Below are 15,016 nucleotides of genomic sequence, written 5' to 3' on the forward strand. Positions count from 1 at the left end.
TCAGTTAAATGCTTTCAAAAACATATCGTATATTTTATCGATATACAAAGTTAAATCTCTACTCATACCAGTAAACACCCAAGTTGATATAACTTCATCTAATGTTCCAAAAAACATTTCTCTTGCTAAATAAACATCCAATTCAGGAGAAAAAATATTATTCTTTTTCCCCTCTTCTATAACTTCCTCAATGACTCTAAAATAGTTTCTCAAATTTTTTCTAACTTTAACACGAAGCTCAACATGTGGTTGTCTCAACTCAATCTGTAAAACTTTTGCTAAATCAGGATTATCTGTCATAATCTTTACATGATATTTAATTAACACTTTTAATTTCTCTTTAGGATCAATAATGTTAGCAATCTCTTTTTTTGCGTTGTTAACATATTCTTCAAGTTTAATTTTAAAAATCGTTACTAGGATATCCTCTTTATTTTGGAAATAATTGTAAATAGTGCCATCAGCTACATCAGCCTCAACAGCTATGTCTTTTATTTTTGCATTATGAAAACCTTTGTTACCAATAACTTTAATAGCAGCGTTAAGTATTCTTTCGAATTTATTTTCCTTATTATTTTCCATTTTTCCTCCCTAACTCTTTTGATCTGTTTGTTGCTGATTCAACAGCATTTATCAAAGTAGTCCTAAGTCCACCCTGCTCTAATGTGTGTAACCCAGCAATAGCAGTCCCACCAGGAGAAGTAACCATATCTTTTAATCTTCCAGGATGCATCCCCGTCTCAAGTAACAACTTAGCAGAACCAAGAACAGTTTGAGCAGACAATTTTAGAGATACTTCTCTCGATAACCCCATCTTAACACCAGCATCACTTAAAGCTTCAATAATCATAAAAATATAAGCAGGCCCACTTCCTGACAAACCAGTGACAGCATCCATTTGTGTTTCATCAATTACAACAACTTTACCAACTGCTTTAAAAATTTCGTAAGCCATTCTAATATCATCTTCACTAGCATGTGCACCAGGGCAAATAGCTGTAGCACCTTCTAAAACAAGAGCAGGTGTATTTGGCATTGCTCTAATTACTCTCAATTCTTTTCCAATAGTTGTTTCAATATAATCAGTGCTGATACCTGCAGCGATTGAAATCAAAAGTTTTGAATCATCCACAACATGATCAATCTCTTTTAAGATCTTATCAAAGATTTGAGGTTTAATAGAAAATACGATAATATCCACTTTTTCAACAAGTTTAGCATTATCTTTAAAAATCGTATTTATACCAAACTCATTCCTTAAAGAATCCAGTTTCTCTATATTTATATCACTAGTATAAATATCTTCTGCACTTATAAGACCAGATTTCAAAATACCCTTTATTAAGGCAGTTGCCATATTCCCAGAACCAATAAAGCCTATCTTTTTCCCTGTAAACATTTAATCCTCCCTAACCCACTTTTCAATTTTTTTAAATATATCTTCCGCTGCTTCTGGATTATCATTCAGCGTTAATATATGTTTTATATCTTTTTGTTTTATTAAATCAATCTTTTTTTTGCTAACTTGAAGCTTGTTATAAAATCTTTCCACTTCTTTATTATTTATTATATCATCATAAGCTGAATAAATTATGTAGACAGGAAATGATTTTTTATTAATCATACTCCATGTATAATCAATCAACAAATATAATTGATACAAACCTTTTACTGGACGAACTCTATAATAATAATCCTGATATTTTGTATCAAAATCCTCTTTTTCTACAAAATTAACAAAATTTTTCAATATGGGCATAAAACTAAACTTTATACTCTTAATTCCTAAAGCTGGAGACAACAATACTGCCCCATCCACATCATTTAAAACAGATAAGTTATACGCAAGAAGCCCCCCCATTGATTGACCAACAACAAAAATTTTTTTACAATTTTTCTTTAAAACAAAGTAACCGTATTTTAAAGATTCATACCAATCTTCATAAGTTAAAACGTTTAAATTTTCTGGACTACTACCATGACCAGCAACCCTAGCATTATAAACATAATAACCTTTAGAATTTAAATACTTTGCTAAAAAACTCATTTCATAAGGAGATGCGGTAAAACCATGTATAAGTAAAAAACCGATTTCACTACCCCCTTTATAATAATGAGGCATATTCTCTTTTTTATTCACACCCTCAGAAATTGCTCTTTTAACATCCATTTCCAATAGCTCATTAGTATTTATCAAACTTAAATCGGGAAATGGCTTCAATTCGGTGAGTTTTTCTTTATAAAAAAACATATACGCTGTGAGCACTAAAACAAATACAACCCAAGGAATTATAAACCATTTAATTACAATCATTTACCCCTCTTTTTCCCTTTTCTTTTCCTCATTAATAAACTCTTTTATATTCAAACATTCAATATCATGTTCTGTAAAAAAGGACAAAAATCTTTCAAACTTTTCAAAAATATCTTTATCTATAACATGCTCCATTCTACATGCATTTTCTTCAGCACGTTTTTTATCCACACACAATATCTCAACTAAAAATTTTGTCATAGTTGTATGTTTATGATAAATTTCTTTTGCATATTTTCTACCTTCATCAGTAAGAGTTATATGGCTATATCTATCATAATTAATAAGATTTTTTTCAGATAATTGTTTTAGAGCATTTGTAACAGATGATTTTTTAACACCAAGTCTATCGGCAATCTCTTTTACTCTCGCTACAGGATTTTCTTTCAATATAATATAAATCGCTTCTAAATAATCCTCCATATTCTTAGATAATTTTTCGTCCATTTGTAACCCCAATATATTCACTCTTTTCAGAACAATTATACTTCCTTTTTCTAATTATTCAAATTAAAAAATATTCACCTCTCTAAATTTAGAAAATCCATTGAGGTTGTTACATAATGAAATGATGCAATTTAGCAATGATGGCTTTACCAATAGCCTTAAGTCATTTTTGAATCATTAATAAAGTCATCAATCTCAATAAAACATAACCCTTTTATTGTATAATGCTCACATATTTATTTTCAAAATCTGAGTAGCTATAATTTTTTACCCATTTAATACCATCTTTTAAATTAATCACAACAATCGATGGAAGTTTTACTCCATTAAAAGTATTATTTTTAACAAAAGAATACAAAGCCATATCCAGCATTATTAATTTATCACCAACTTTTAGCGGATTTTTAAATGAGTAATACCCAAAAAAATCTCCTGCAAGACATGAGCATCCACCAATTCTGTATTTAAACTCATATTCGTCCCAATCTCCAGCACCAAGTATTTTTGGAGTATAAGGCATTGCCAGAACATCTGGAGTATGGGTTTCTGCTGAGGAATCTACAATGGCAATATCAACCCCATTATTAATTATATCAAGTACTTGAGTAATAAAAACTCCAGCATGCAAAACAACAGCTTCTCCAGGCTCCAAATACACATCTAAATTTTTACCATATCTTTTACTAAAATCTTTTAGAGTATCAATAAACAGTTTCAAATCATAATCATCCCTTGTTATATGATGACCACCACCAAAATTAACCCATTTTAGTTCATTAATATATTTTCCAAATCTTTTTTCAAAACTTTTTAACACCCTAACAAACACATCAGAATTTTGCTCACATAATGCATGAAAATGGAAACCATCAACAATACTGAGATCTTGCCCCTCTATATCCTCAGGGTTTACACCAAATCTTGAGCCAGGGATACATGGGTTGTATAAATCAACCTCCACTTCTGAATGCCCTGGGTTAACCCTTAATCCGACCTGTTTTCCTCTATTTTTTACTAATTCACCATATTTTTTTAATTGATTAATCGAATTAAAGATAACCATATCAGAATATTCTATAATCTCATCAATTTCATCATTTCTATAAGCAGGTGCATAGGTATGCACTTCTTTTTTAAAATGTTTATACCCTAATTTTGCTTCCCATAACCCACTTGCACAAACACCGTAAAGGTATTTTGAAATCAGAGGATAGGTTACAGGTAAAGTATAAGCCTTTTGAGCCAAAAGGATTTTTACTCCAGCTTCATCCTGCACCCTTTTTAAAATTTGACAGTTATATTCAATTGCATCCTCACTTATAACATAAGCAGGGGTATCAATTTTATTTAATATATTTTCTGGAAAGAAATCGTAATATCTCTCAATATAATTTTTCATCAAAACTCTGGTAACTCCCCTTCAAAATCCTCTATCTTCCATGGCAACCCGTATTTATTTAGTGCATCCATAAATGGGTCGGGATCAAGCTGCTCCACATTAAATACCCCTTTACCACTCCATACACCTTTAATTACAAGCATAGCACCAATCATTGCAGGAACACCTGTTGTGTAGGATACGGCTTGTGCTTGCACCTCTTTATAAGCTTCTGCATGGTCGCACACATTATAAATATATTTTTTAAATCTCTTACCATCCTTTTCACCATCAAATATACATCCTATAACTGTTTTCCCTTTATAATTTGTGCCAAGCTCAGCTGGATCTGGTAGTAATTTTTTCAAAAATTTAAGAGGCACGACTTTACACCCTTCATAATCCACTTCATCAATTCTTGTCATACCCACATTTTTTAAAACCTTTAAATGGGTTAAATATTGATCAGAAAAAGTCATCCAAAATCTAATTCTTTCAAGCCCCTTTATATGCTTTACCAATGATTCCATTTCCTCATGATATAAAAGGTAGCTTTCCCTTGGACCAACTTCTGGATAGTTAAACGTAAAGTGTACACTACCCTCTTCTATTATTGGTGGTGTCTCAACCCATTTGCCATTTTTCCAGTGTCTTACCACTTGGGTAACTTCTCTAATATTTATTTCAGGATTAAAATTAGTAGCAAAAGGATGACCGTGATCACCAGCATTACAATCTAATATATCTATTGTTTTAATTGTATCGTAAAGATGTTTGGCAGCATAAGCACAAAAAACATTTGTAACACCTGGATCAAATCCACAACCTAACACAGCCATTATCCCAGCATCTTTATATCTATCATGGTAAGCCCACTGCCATTTATACTCAAACTTTGGATTATCTTTCGGCTCATAATTTGCAGTATCAAGGTAATGCACCCCAGTTTCAAGACACGCATCCATAATAGTTAAATCTTGATAAGGTAGAGCAACATTTACAACAATATCTGGATTAAAATCTTTTATTAGTGCAACAACCTCTTCTGTTTTATCAGCATCAACTTCAGCTGTTTTAATATCAATACCATACTGATTTTTGATATCAGATGCTATTTTATCACATTTCTCTTTAGTTCTGCTTGCTAAACAGATCTCTTCAAAAACATCAGGTAACATGGCACATTTTTTAGCCACAACATTACCAACACCGCCAGCACCTATTATTAAAACTTTACCCATAATTTCACCTCAATTTAATTTTTTGAACCTGCTATAGTTTTTAAATAGCAATTTTCACTTAATACAAGATATAAATTACCAATGACATCTTTTTTCTCATCATCAGGGATTAAATCAGAATCCTCAATATTTTGCTTTAATCTTCTTTCAATCTCTTTTACATCATAGTCAAGATCATCTAACACATCCAAAATATTTTGCGCTTCAATGATATCATCTATTTTATAATTCCCCTCTTCATCAAAAGTAATAACAAACTCGGTTGGATGTGTAAATAAGTTATGCTCCATCCCCAAAGTCTCTTGATAAGCGCCAACAAGAAAGAAACCTAAAAAGTAGTCCTCTTTTTTCAAATCCACATCGTGCAAAAACAACGGTCTATCTGCATCAAATGCTATTTCACCATCACTATCACACGTAATATCCCAAAGGCTTGCTGATCTTGTAGGTGAAATATCAAGTTTATCAAGTGGCATAACAGGAAATTGTTGTCCAAGCCCCCAATAATCAGGTAAACTTTGAAAAATTGAAAAATTTAACAAATATCTTTCCTGTATCATATTTTGAATATCTTTCAACTCTGATAGGTTTTTATTTTTTAATAGTTCAATTGATTTTCTAATTATGAGATGGACTAAAACTTCGGTATTGTTTCTATCAATTAAATCTATATACCCTAAATCAAATAGGGTTAAAAGAGATTCCATGTGGTCTAAACTGTCATGTAAAAATTCTACAGCATTCTTCTCATTTATTGTATTGTAAAGCTCATACAGCTCCTCAATTAAAGGAGGATTATGTTCTTTTAAACAGAGTTTTTGCTCATTATACTCTTGAGAAAATAGCTCTAAAACAGGCACTACCAATACTGCATGGCTTGCTGCCACATATCTACCTGCTTCGATAAATATATCTGGCTCAGGAACACCTTTATTATTTGCTATCATTTTTAGTAAAAATACAACATCACTGGCATACTCATCTAAAGTATAATTGATACTGTGCAGAGTTTTATGCTGACTGTACTCTACAGCAAGGCCACCACCAATATCTATCTTTTTTAAATTTTTTGCTCCCATCTTATACAATTCAGCATAAATATTACCAGCCTCTCTCAACGCTTTTTTTACAGGAGATATTTCACTGATTTGAGAGCCTATATGAAAATGTATCATGGTTAAATAATCAATTAACCCTTCCTCTTTCAGAATTCTCAAAGCTTCTATTAATTCTACAGAAGTAAGACCAAATTTCGAATTGATGCCACCACTTTTAGCCCAAATACCTATACCAGAGCTATGAAGTTTGATTCTCAAACCGATATTTGGATATGGCGGTCCCATCTCTTTTGCAACTTCTACAATTGTCTCAAGTTCATTTAAACCTTCAATGGTAAGAGTGATATTTTGCCCCATTTTTGCAGAAATAAATCCAAGAGATATCATCTCTTTATCTTTAAAACCGTTTACAACTATCGAACACTTTTCATTAACATAGCTCATGGCAATTATGAGCTCGGGTTTACTACCAGCTTCTAATCCGTAATTTTTCCCCTTTGTTTTCTCCATCAAATATTTAACAAAATTTGGATACTGATTTACCTTCAATGGAAATACCGATGAAAATTTTCCAGAATATTCATACTCTTTTATGTACTTATTAAATTTATTAAAAAGTGAGTTAACATGCTTTTTGAGAATATGAGGAAATCTAAACAGAACTGGCCCTTTAAACCCCTGCTCTCTCACATCTTTAACAATATCAATAATTGCAGGCCTGTTACCTTCATTAATGACAACTTTACCATCCTCAATAATAAAATCGTAGCCACCCCATATCTTTATCCCATAATCCATAATCAACCTCTATTTTTTATAATTACACTTCAAAGCAAAATATAACAAAATATTATCGATATACATATTTTTGCATTATTGAAGTAAATCCATTTAGTATTAAATTTAAAATTTTGCAATTAAAAATTTAAAATAAAAGGGACTAAAATTGGGACAAGTGCGCTAAGAATAAAACCATTGATAAAGGCAACGATCGCAGCACTACTTCCTGCATATTTTTCTATAATAGGCAAAGTGGTATCCATAGTAGTAGCACCACCTGGAGCAATAGACACATAAGGGTCAACATATTTAGCAAGATATGGAACAAGCATTATACTGATTATTTCCCTGCTAACATTTGATAAAAATGCTATTGAGCCCAAATCGGCACTTTTCATCTTTGCAATTATAACAGCAGAAAGGGAATACCACCCAAAACCAGCTGCAATAGCAAGAGAATCTTTTACGCTGATTGCAAGAAAAAAAGAAGCCACAAAACCTCCTACCAATGTACCAACAATTGTTCCAAAAGGGACTAAAAAAGCATATCTATCAGCAGAAACAAGCTTCATGATAGATTCTTTATCTCTGCCTATATCATAACCAATCAATAAAAGCAGCAAATACAATGAATAATCAGTTATATTTCCAGAGTATTCTGTTAAAAATGTGGGTAAAAATCCAAACTGTGCAAACAAAACACCACAAATCACAGCAATTATCATCAAAAAAATCATTTTTTAAAAATCCTCATTAGCACAGCTACAACTATTACACTAAATACTACAGTAAATAAGCTTATAATCAAAGATGTATAACCAAACATCGATATTTTATCCATCAGTTTAGGATCTTTTCCTATACTTACACCCATAAAATAAAGTAAAATCAATACAGTGATATTTAAAACATACTTATTGTATTTAGGCTCTCTTTTAGATCCGATGAAATAACCAAATAAAACTCCAATAACAAGAAATATAAGATATTTGACCAACTTATCATTTACCTCTTAAATCAATTACCCTCTTAGCCTTACCTTGACTTCTTTCAATAGCACCTTTTTCTACAATTTCAAGGTTTAGATGAAACCCTAAAAAGTCGTACAGTTTTGTATAAACCTTATCAAAAATATCATCATTAAAACCGTTTTCCCTTTCTACTTTTAAAGTGACACTATCTTTCCCCTTTTTGTCTTCTAAAATAATAACATACTCCATCGATAATTCGTTAAACTGGAGTAAAATGGACTCTATCTGAGATGGATAAAAGTTAACCCCTTTTATTTTAAGCATATCGTCAGTTCTACCCTTTATTCTCCCGACCTTTATGGTATGTAATCCACAATCACACTTTTCTCTACTAACGATTTTCGTAATATCCCTCGTTCTGTATCTAATCAAAGGTAGCCCTTCTCTTGTCAAAGTAGTGACCACCATTTCACCTTCAATACCATCCTCAACAGGTTCACATGTAACAGGATCGATAATTTCTACAATATAATGATCATCCCAAACATGTATGCCATCATGTTTTATACAATCAATACCTAAGCCAACACCACCTGTCTCTGTCATACCAATAATATCAAAAGTTTCTATCCCCATAATATATTCAATCCTTTTCCTCATCTCATTAGACCAAACTTCTGCACCAAATATCCCCACCCTCAGCTTCGAATTCTTTTTAAAATCAAAACCTTCATCTTCGGCTATTTCAATTAATCTTAATGGGTAAGATGCTATAGCGCACAAAACAGTTGATTCTAACTCTTTCATAAATTTAAGCTGCAAATGAGATCTACCTGGCCCAATGGGTATTACAAAAGCTTTAATCTTTTCTGCTCCATAATGAAAACCAAAACCACCGTTAAACAAACCAAAAGATGGTGTAATCTGAATTGTATCCTCACTGGTAACAGTTGCGGTTTTATAACAACGAGCCATTATTTCTGCCCATTGATTTATATCATTTTGAGTCATAGGGTTGATAATAGGTGTACCTGTAGTTCCACTGCTCATGTGCATTCTCATAAAATCTTTTCTATCTGCACAAGCAAAACCGAAAGGGTAACCATTTCTCAAATCATCCTTTGTAATAAAAGGCAATTTTATAAAATCATCATAACTTTTAATCTCAGAGTTAACATTAAGCCTTTCAAAATAAAATGGATTATTTTTCTTTATTCTATAAATAGTTTTATTTAATAATTCGAGTTGTAAATCAGATAACATCTTTCAACTCCTTGAGTATTAAAGTATATTTATTTTCATCTAAAAGCTTTTGATTTATCAAAATGTTTTTTACATCTATTAAATCTATTTTTCCTAATAAGCTAAAAAATATAAACAATAAGAAATAGTTTGCATATTTAGGCGATTTAAAAATTTTTAAAGATAATTTAGTTGCATCAAAAAATACCCCATTATTATTTTTATTATTTTTATCAGTATTAACAATATTATACCCATCATTTTTTAAGTAATGCTTGTTATTTAAATATTCTTCATAATCTGTAGAAATTATGTAGTCAGCCTGATTATAGCCAAAACCTGCACTTTTAAATTCACCACATTTTAAAAAAGTGCTTACACTACCACCTCTCATTGCCATCCCATGTGTTTCTGCAGAAATCACTTTGTATCCTAATAAAGATAAAATATTTCCTATAGTTCTATTTAAAGTGATAACCCCTTGCCCACCTTTTCCACAAATTAAACAGTTAAACCTCATCATCTACCTCATCAACATAAGCAATAGCATCAAATGGGCATACTGACATACAAACACCACAATTAACACATAATAATTCATCAATTTTTGCTGCATTTGCAAGCTTGTCTTCGAAGATGGCTGGACACTCAAATTTTTCATAACAGATTTTACAATTTTTACATTTATCTGTAATAACTACTTTTTTCTTACCTTTATACTTAATTTTTGTGATACATGGGTGTTTAAAAATAACTACTGCAGGGGTACTATTCTTTTCAGAATACTCAATTGCTTCATTTAATAACCTTATACTCCCATCAAAATCATAAGGATCAATAGTTTTGCAAAAATCAACACCACACCCTTTTACTACTCTTTCAATGGATATTTTTTTATGTTTATGGGGCACAGGTTGAAATCCTGTCATAGCAGTAGTTTCATTATCAAGAATTGCTAATACAATCTTAGAATCATTTGCCACTGCATTTATCAAAGCAGGAACTCCAGTATGAAAAAATGTAGAATCACCAATTGTAGCTATAACCACCTTGTCATTATTTGCTCTTTTTAACCCTTCTGCAAAAGTAACGGAGGCTCCCATACAGATACATGTATCCACAGCTTCCAAATTAACACCCAATGTATAACAACCGATATCACCAGGAAAAATACCTCTGTTTTTCGCAACTTTTTTAATAGCATAAAATGCTGGTCTATGGCCACAGCCAGGGCATAGTCTTGGTTTTGCACTTTTAACATTTACATCAAACTCTTCTATCTCGTTTTGTTTGCCAAGAAATTGATACAACTTTGATTGTAAATATTGGTAAGTTAATTCACCCATATTTGTAATAAAATCGTTTAATCTACCAAACACCTTATCTCTTCTTGCAAATTGCATTTCAATAACTGGTTGCGTTTCTTCAATAACAAGAATTTTTTCATACTCCTCCAATAAGCTTTTTATAAGCTCATCAGAAAGTGGAAAAGGTAAATCAAGTTTGTATAAATCTATATTTAGTCCGTCTTCAGCTACTATATCCATTGCCATAGCAAAAGAGTAACCTGAACCAACAACAGCAAAATCACTCTTTTTATTAATTTTAAACTCTTTGTAATATTTATTTGAGATATCTTTTAATTTTTGATTTAAAATACTATGTAATTGCTTACGAAATTTTGGTGTAGCAGCCCATCTTGCAGTATCTTTTTCAAAAGAGTTAGAAATAATTAAATTATTTTTTTCAATATCTACATCTATCGACTGTCTTGAGTGACATACACGCATAACAGGTCTAATCATCACAGGAATTTCATATTTATGAGATAAATCTACAGCCTTTTTTGTAAGAAAATAAGCATCCTCAGGATTTATCGGGTCAAAAACTGGTAATTTGGCTGACATTGCATACATTCTGCTATCTTGCTCTGTCTGAGAACTATAAGGGCCGGGATCATCAGCAGATGCAATTACTAATGCACCTTTTACACCAGTATAAGCAATGGAGAAAAACGGATCGGCTGCCACATTAAGACCAACCTGTTTCATACTACATAAAACATATTTACCAGAAATAGCCTCAGCACCAGCCAATTCTAAAGCGATTTTTTCATTGATAGACCATTGAGCATACACTTCATCAGAAATCTTACTGAAATATTCGAGAATTTCACTGGAAGGAGTTCCAGGATAAGCGTATGCTGACCTAACTCCTGCATTATAAGCAGCAAGTGCAATTAATTCATTTCCCATTAAAAAATTTTTCATAACAGCCATAAAAAATATGATATTTACTAAAAAAAGTCAAATATAATTTAACCTAAAACTATTGGTTAATAATTTAACTTAAAATTGAGAACATTGAACAATAAAATAGTGCAACTTTACAGATTGCTTTGTCGCTTTAGCTCCTCGCAATGACTGAGAAATTGGTCATTGCGTAAGCAGTGAAGCAATCTTATAGTTAATTGAATGAAAAACCGGGCAACTTATGTTGCCTTACAATGACCCCAAAAATATTGTCTTTGCGAGCGTTAGCGAAGCAATCTATAAAACACATAGATTATTACTCAATGTGATAATGAAAATTTTACTTTTATGAAAATAAATATTTGAAAATAACAAATTTGTTAAAATTATCTTTTTATTGATTCAGAAAGTATCTTTTTTAACTCTTCTACTTTAAAAGGTTTTAAAAAATAGTTATCAAAGCCAAAATCACTATAATTTGCAACTGCTCCAGTATCAGAATAACCACTTGTCACCACAATATATGCATCAGGCTTTATTTTTCTTATCTCCTTTGCTGTATCTACTCCTCCCATACCTCCCACAATGGTCAAATCAAGAATAATTACATCAAAATTATCTTTTTTTATTGCCTCAATAGCTTCTTCCCCTTTTGAAACAGTAATTACTTCATGCCCCATACTTTCTAATAAAATCTTAAAAGAATCTCTTAACATATATTCATCATCCATATAAAGTATTTTTAACTTTTTGTCCGTTTCAATAATATTTTCATTCTTAAACACTTGGGTTTTTACTTCTTTAACCTTTTGCAAAAGTATTACAAACTCAGCTCCGTTTTTATATTCTCTGTTTAAATAAATTGTGCCACCATGTCTTTTCAAAACGGAATAACAAATAGCCAAACCGAGCCCATTACCATGCTCTTTTGTTGTAAAATAAGGATCAAAAATTTTACTCATTAACACTTCACTGATTCCAGGCCCAGTATCCCTAACCCTTATTTCAACATATTCGCCAGGTGATAAATTTAGAATATTCTCTTTTTGCAATGAAATATTTCTTATATTTACTTCTATTTTACCATTATTTTGCATAGCATCTTTTGCATTGACAAACAAATTGACAAAAACCTGCACAATCTGACCTTTATCAGCATAAACAATAAATTTATCATCTTCAAAATTTATATTGTATTGAATACCTGTACCACTAAGAGATAAACTTATAGCCTCTTTAATCACTTCATTCAGGTCAATCAACTCTTTGACCGGCTCTCCACCTTTTGCAAATGTTAAAAGTTGTTTTGTAATACCTATACTTTTTTCAATAGTTGCATCAATATTTTTTGCAATACTCATTATCTCATCATCCAAGTTTTCTTTTTGCAAAATCAAATAATTATAATTTTTTATTATGGATAAATAATTATTAAAATCGTGAGCCAGTCCAGCTGCAAACCTACCTAAAGTATCTATTTTATCAGATTTTAAGACTTCTCTTTCATATATCATTTTGTCCGTAATATCTGCAAAAACAAAAACTGCCCCTGCTATTTTACTCTCAGAATCAAAAAGTGGCGACAAACTATCGTCAATATATTTTTCATTGTTTTTAGAAGTTTTGATTTTATAATCTTTCCCAATTTCAAAATTGATACCTTTATTAAAGATATCATCAAGAGGTAGAAAAACCCTCTCTTCATCTTTATATAACCTTATTACATCATCAAACGATTTACCAACACATTCATCAATTTCCAAGATTTCACAGGCGCTTTTATTTGCAAATATTATCTTTTTATTTCTATCAATAACTACAACACCTTCTGATACCGACTTTAAAATAGAATTTAATTTTTCCTTCTCAACTTGAAGTTCTCTCAAGATTTTTTCTGTTTCTGTAATATCAATTGCATACCACAATACAGTTCTTTTTTTATAACCCAAATCTATCGGTTTTACTCTGCCTTCAAAAAACCTTTTACCCCCAATTACATCCAACTCATATCTAAATATCTGTATTTCATTAGTATCCAATGCCTTTTGTATAATATTCATAATTTTATCAGCTACACTACCTTGTATTACATCCTTTACCTTTTTACCCAACAAATTATCTCTAAAATCAGCCAATAACTCTTCATTACTTGTTAATACTTCTAGGTATTCGCCATCTTCTGCAATTAATAAAATCAAATCTGGGGTAGCGGACAAAATGGTAGTAAGCCTTTTGTTAATATCTATTAACTTTGATGTTCTATCTTTTATAATCTTGCGCAAAATGACAATTAATAAAAACAAAATAGAAGTAATTATTAATGCTAAATATATTACTATCACATATTTTTTATGTAAGCTGCCATTATGAAAATAATGATTGTATTTTACATAATAAATTGAACTTTTATCATTAATAAGATTTTGCAATTCTTTATCAAATAAATTAACAATGTTATCATTAATTTTTTTATTAAAAGCAAAAACGATTCTAACTGGTTGAAACGCTAAAAATGTTTCATAAATACTTCTATCATTTATATAGTTATAAAAATTTCTAGCAATAAGCCCTGCATCCACATCACCACTTTTTACTAAATTTAAGACTTCTTCATAACTTGACACACTAACAGGTTTATAATCAATGTTGTAAAGCTTTAAATAAGTTTCCATACCAAAAGTGCCAGTATAAAAAATATCATTTTTAACAATAGCTATTCTTTTGCCCTTTAAATCTGTTATTGTTTTGATATTCTTAGATTTTGAAATAATAACTCCCCAATTCATAAAAACAGGATAGTTGTAGTCAGTAAATTTCATATATTTTAGTCTTGTATCTGAATATGCAATTGGAATTAATACATCTATCTCACCATTTACTAAATCGCTATAAAGATTAGCCCATTTTCCAGCAACAAATTTATATTTAATATCATTTTTTTCTGCTATATACTTAAAAATATCAACGACAAAACCAGATATCTCACTATCTTTTATTATTGATAGATTTGGATTGTTCCATACCCCAACGGTTAATACTTTGTCATTAGTAAAACCAACATTCACGAAAATAACAAAGAAGATTAAAAAAATTAAAACAAATTTTTTACAATTCATATTAAATTTTACCACACAAATTAATTTGTATCAAACAATTTATTGTTGACATCAATAATCATTACTATAACTTTAAAAAAGAAATAAAGAATACTTAAATTATATAATGAGAGAGTTGCACAGTAGTTTGCTAAAACCATACAGATTGCTTCGCTGGCGCTCGCAATGACAAATTCCATAATCATTGAGAGGAATTTTAGCGACAAAGCAATCTAAA

The 15,016-nt window shown here is 30.8% G+C and carries 13 protein-coding genes; all 13 read right to left on the minus strand.

Translation table 11 applies throughout. From position 1 onward, the window contains the following. Complete coding sequence (locus DEFDS_RS06445) at nucleotides 1-582, minus strand: TetR/AcrR family transcriptional regulator (protein ID WP_013007996.1); 582 nt, start codon at nucleotides 580-582, stop codon at nucleotides 1-3. Beyond that, complete coding sequence (gene proC / locus DEFDS_RS06450) at nucleotides 572-1,399, minus strand: pyrroline-5-carboxylate reductase (RefSeq protein ID WP_013007997.1); 828 nt, start codon at nucleotides 1,397-1,399, stop codon at nucleotides 572-574. The genes DEFDS_RS06445 and proC overlap by 11 nt, the downstream gene beginning before the upstream one ends. Next, nucleotides 1,400-2,314 carry an alpha/beta hydrolase gene (locus DEFDS_RS12650; RefSeq protein ID WP_013007998.1) on the minus strand — a complete coding sequence of 305 codons (915 nt, stop codon included), beginning with the start codon at nucleotides 2,312-2,314 and terminating at the stop codon, nucleotides 1,400-1,402. Next, the gene (locus DEFDS_RS06460) at nucleotides 2,315-2,761 is read right to left on the minus strand and encodes a metal-dependent transcriptional regulator (protein WP_013007999.1); all 447 of its coding nucleotides are present in this window, start codon (nucleotides 2,759-2,761) and stop codon (nucleotides 2,315-2,317) included. It abuts the gene before it with no gap. Between the two features lie 214 nt (nucleotides 2,762-2,975). Further along, on the minus strand, nucleotides 2,976-4,160 hold the full coding sequence (gene nspC, locus DEFDS_RS06465) for a carboxynorspermidine decarboxylase (RefSeq protein ID WP_013008000.1): 1,185 nt from the start codon (nucleotides 4,158-4,160) through the stop codon (nucleotides 2,976-2,978). After that, nucleotides 4,160-5,380, minus strand: a complete 1,221-nt coding sequence (locus DEFDS_RS06470) for a saccharopine dehydrogenase family protein (protein WP_013008001.1) — start codon at nucleotides 5,378-5,380, stop codon at nucleotides 4,160-4,162. The genes nspC and DEFDS_RS06470 overlap by 1 nt, the downstream gene beginning before the upstream one ends. Before the next feature lie 14 nt (nucleotides 5,381-5,394). Next, complete coding sequence (gene speA, locus DEFDS_RS06475) at nucleotides 5,395-7,239, minus strand: biosynthetic arginine decarboxylase (RefSeq protein ID WP_041223911.1); 1,845 nt, start codon at nucleotides 7,237-7,239, stop codon at nucleotides 5,395-5,397. A 116-nt stretch (nucleotides 7,240-7,355) separates the two neighbouring features. Further along, a complete protein-coding gene (locus DEFDS_RS06480; protein WP_013008003.1) occupies nucleotides 7,356-7,955 on the minus strand; it encodes a lysine exporter LysO family protein in 600 nt (199 codons plus the stop codon). After that, nucleotides 7,952-8,215, minus strand: coding sequence for a LysO family transporter (locus tag DEFDS_RS06485; RefSeq protein WP_013008004.1), 264 nt, complete (start codon nucleotides 8,213-8,215; stop codon nucleotides 7,952-7,954). The genes DEFDS_RS06480 and DEFDS_RS06485 overlap by 4 nt, the downstream gene beginning before the upstream one ends. A gap of 4 nt (nucleotides 8,216-8,219) precedes the next feature. Further along, the gene (locus DEFDS_RS06490; protein ID WP_013008005.1) at nucleotides 8,220-9,452 is read right to left on the minus strand and encodes a phenylacetate--CoA ligase family protein; all 1,233 of its coding nucleotides are present in this window, start codon (nucleotides 9,450-9,452) and stop codon (nucleotides 8,220-8,222) included. After that, nucleotides 9,442-9,951 (minus strand): 2-oxoacid:acceptor oxidoreductase family protein, encoded by a 510-nt coding sequence (locus DEFDS_RS12655; RefSeq protein ID WP_050742512.1) that lies wholly within the window; start codon nucleotides 9,949-9,951, stop codon nucleotides 9,442-9,444. The genes DEFDS_RS06490 and DEFDS_RS12655 overlap by 11 nt, the downstream gene beginning before the upstream one ends. Then, nucleotides 9,941-11,701 carry a thiamine pyrophosphate-dependent enzyme gene (locus DEFDS_RS06500; protein WP_013008007.1) on the minus strand — a complete coding sequence of 587 codons (1,761 nt, stop codon included), beginning with the start codon at nucleotides 11,699-11,701 and terminating at the stop codon, nucleotides 9,941-9,943. Before DEFDS_RS06500 ends, DEFDS_RS12655 begins: the two co-directional genes overlap by 11 nt. Nucleotides 11,702-12,069: 368 nt before the next feature. Beyond that, nucleotides 12,070-14,799, minus strand: a complete 2,730-nt coding sequence (locus tag DEFDS_RS06505; protein WP_013008008.1) for an ATP-binding protein — start codon at nucleotides 14,797-14,799, stop codon at nucleotides 12,070-12,072. Between the last annotated feature and the right edge of the window lie 217 nt (nucleotides 14,800-15,016).

Source organism: Deferribacter desulfuricans SSM1 (assembly GCF_000010985.1).
Taxonomy (GTDB): Bacteria; Chrysiogenota; Deferribacteres; order Deferribacterales; family Deferribacteraceae; genus Deferribacter; species Deferribacter desulfuricans.